At 48.9% G+C, this 2,697-nt stretch carries 1 protein-coding gene and 2 rRNA genes; 1 reads left to right on the forward strand and 2 read right to left on the reverse strand.

What is annotated here, in order from left to right; translation table 11 throughout:
• Positions 1-238 (forward strand): hypothetical protein (locus tag SB753_RS34290; RefSeq protein WP_410804469.1); only part of this gene is annotated, 238 nt, incomplete at its 5' end.
• Positions 239-281: 43 nt separating this feature from the next.
• On the opposite strand, the gene rrf is transcribed toward SB753_RS34290, so the two are convergent.
• Positions 282-397: ribosomal RNA gene (gene rrf / locus SB753_RS34295) — 5S ribosomal RNA — on the reverse strand.
• A 50-nt stretch (positions 398-447) separates the two neighbouring features.
• A 23S ribosomal RNA gene (locus tag SB753_RS34300) occupies positions 448-2,697 on the reverse strand; the annotation flags it as partial.

Genomic DNA, 2,697 nt, shown 5'->3' on the forward strand with positions numbered 1-2,697 from the left:
ATTCATTTTTTCTATCGCAGTAATTGTTGTAATTATTGAATACTTATTTATAGCATCTCATTATTTAAAATATATACTTATGATAGAAATAAGGTTTCCTATTTTAAGTATTGCTTTAGCGGTATTAGGAAAATCCGGAACACAAAAAATCATTGCTATTATTTTAAACAGTCTCTATTTCATTCTTTTTTCGTCTTTAGCGTTATTAAATTTATGGATTATAACATTCGATAAATAAAAATAAACACAAAAAAACCTAAGTCGAAACGACTTAGGTTTTTGCTTGGCGACGTCCTACTCTCACAGGGACAAGGTCCCAACTACCATCGGCGCTAGAGAGCTTAACTTCCGTGTTCGGTATGGGAACGGGTGTGACCTCTCTGCCATCATCACCAAACTGATGAAGGTATATTCCTTCAAAACTAGATAACATTTGCTACATATTATATGGTTAAGTCCTCGATCTATTAGTATTCGTCAGCTCCACATGTCACCATGCTTCCACCTCGAACCTATCAACCTGATCATCTTTCAGGGATCTTACTAGCTTACGCTATGGGAAATCTCATCTTGAGGGGGGCTTCATGCTTAGATGCTTTCAGCACTTATCCCTTCCGCACATAGCTACCCAGCTATGCCCTTGGCAGAACAACTGGTACACCAGCGGTGCGTCCATCCCGGTCCTCTCGTACTAAGGACAGCTCCTCTCAAATTTCCTACGCCCACGACGGATAGGGACCGAACTGTCTCACGACGTTCTGAACCCAGCTCGCGTACCGCTTTAATGGGCGAACAGCCCAACCCTTGGGACCGACTACAGCCCCAGGATGCGATGAGCCGACATCGAGGTGCCAAACCTCCCCGTCGATGTGGACTCTTGGGGGAGATAAGCCTGTTATCCCCGGGGTAGCTTTTATCCGTTGAGCGATGGCCCTTCCATGCGGAACCACCGGATCACTAAGCCCGACTTTCGTCCCTGCTCGACTTGTAGGTCTCGCAGTCAAGCTCCCTTATGCCTTTGCACTCTACGAATGATTTCCAACCATTCTGAGGGAACCTTTGGGCGCCTCCGTTACACTTTAGGAGGCGACCGCCCCAGTCAAACTGCCCACCTGACACTGTCTCCCGGGTCGATAAGACCCGTAGGTTAGAATTTCAATACAGTCAGGGCGGTATCCCACCAGCGCCTCCACCGAAGCTAGCGCTCCGGTTTCAATGGCTCCCGCCTATCCTGTACAAACTGTACCAAAATTCAATATCAGGCTACAGTAAAGCTCCACGGGGTCTTTCCGTCCTGTCGCGGGTAACCTGCATCTTCACAGGTACTATAATTTCACCGAGTCTCTGGTTGAGACAGTGCCCAAATCGTTACACCTTTCGTGCGGGTCGGAACTTACCCGACAAGGAATTTCGCTACCTTAGGACCGTTATAGTTACGGCCGCCGTTTACTGGGGCTTCAGTTCAGAGCTTCGCTTACGCTAACCCCTCTCCTTAACCTTCCAGCACCGGGCAGGTGTCACCCCCTATACTTCGCCTTACGGCTTCGCAGAGAGCTGTGTTTTTGCTAAACAGTCGCTTGGGCCTATTCACTGCGGCTTTCCGTTAAGAAAGCACCCCTTCTCCCGAAGTTACGGGGTCATTTTGCCGAGTTCCTTAACCAGAGTTCTCTCGCACACCTTAGGATTCTCTCCTCGCCTACCTGTGTCGGTTTGCGGTACAGGCACCTTTTATCTCGCTAGAAGCTTTTCTTGGCAGCGGGGAATCAAAGACTTCGCTCCATAAGGAGCTTCCCCATCACAGCTCAGCCTTCACGATAAGCGGATTTGCCTACTTATCAGCCTAACTGCTTGGACGTGCACAACCAATCGCACGCTTCTTCTATCCTTCTGCGTCCCTCCATTGCTCAAACGATAAAGAGGTGGTACAGGAATATCAACCTGTTGTCCATCGCCTACGCCTGTCGGCCTCGGCTTAGGTCCTGACTAACCCTGAGCGGACGAGCCTTCCTCAGGAAACCTTAGGCATTCGGTGGACGGGATTCTCACCCGTCTTTCGCTACTCATACCGGCATTCTCACTTCTAAGCGCTCCACCAGTCCTTCCGGTCTGACTTCACTGCACTTAGAACGCTCCCCTACCACTGATACCATTGGTATCAATTCGCAGCTTCGGTGGTGTATTTAGCCCCGGTACATTTTCGGCGCAGAGTCACTCGACTAGTGAGCTATTACGCACTCTTTAAATGGTGGCTGCTTCTAAGCCAACATCCTAGTTGTCTAAGCAACTCCACATCCTTTTCCACTTAATACACACTTTGGGACCTTAGCTGGCGATCTGGGCTGTTTCCCTCTTGACTACGGATCTTATCACTCGCAGTCTGACTCCTAAGGATAAGTCATTGGCATTCGGAGTTTGACTGAATTCGGTAATCCGATGAGGACCCCTAGTTCAATCAGTGCTCTACCTCCAAGACTCTTACACTTAAGGCTAGCCCTAAAGCTATTTCGGGGAGAACCAGCTATCTCCAGGTTCGATTGGAATTTCTCCGCTACCCACACCTCATCCCCGCACTTTACAACGTGCGTGGGTTCGGGCCTCCATTCAGTGTTACCTGAACTTCACCCTGGACATGGGTAGATCACCTGGTTTCGGGTCTACAACCACATACTAAACGCCCTATTCAGACTCGCTTTCGCT

This window comes from Paraburkholderia sp. SIMBA_053 (assembly GCF_046534895.1).
In the GTDB taxonomy this organism is placed as follows: domain Bacteria; phylum Pseudomonadota; class Gammaproteobacteria; order Burkholderiales; family Burkholderiaceae; genus Paraburkholderia; species Paraburkholderia caledonica.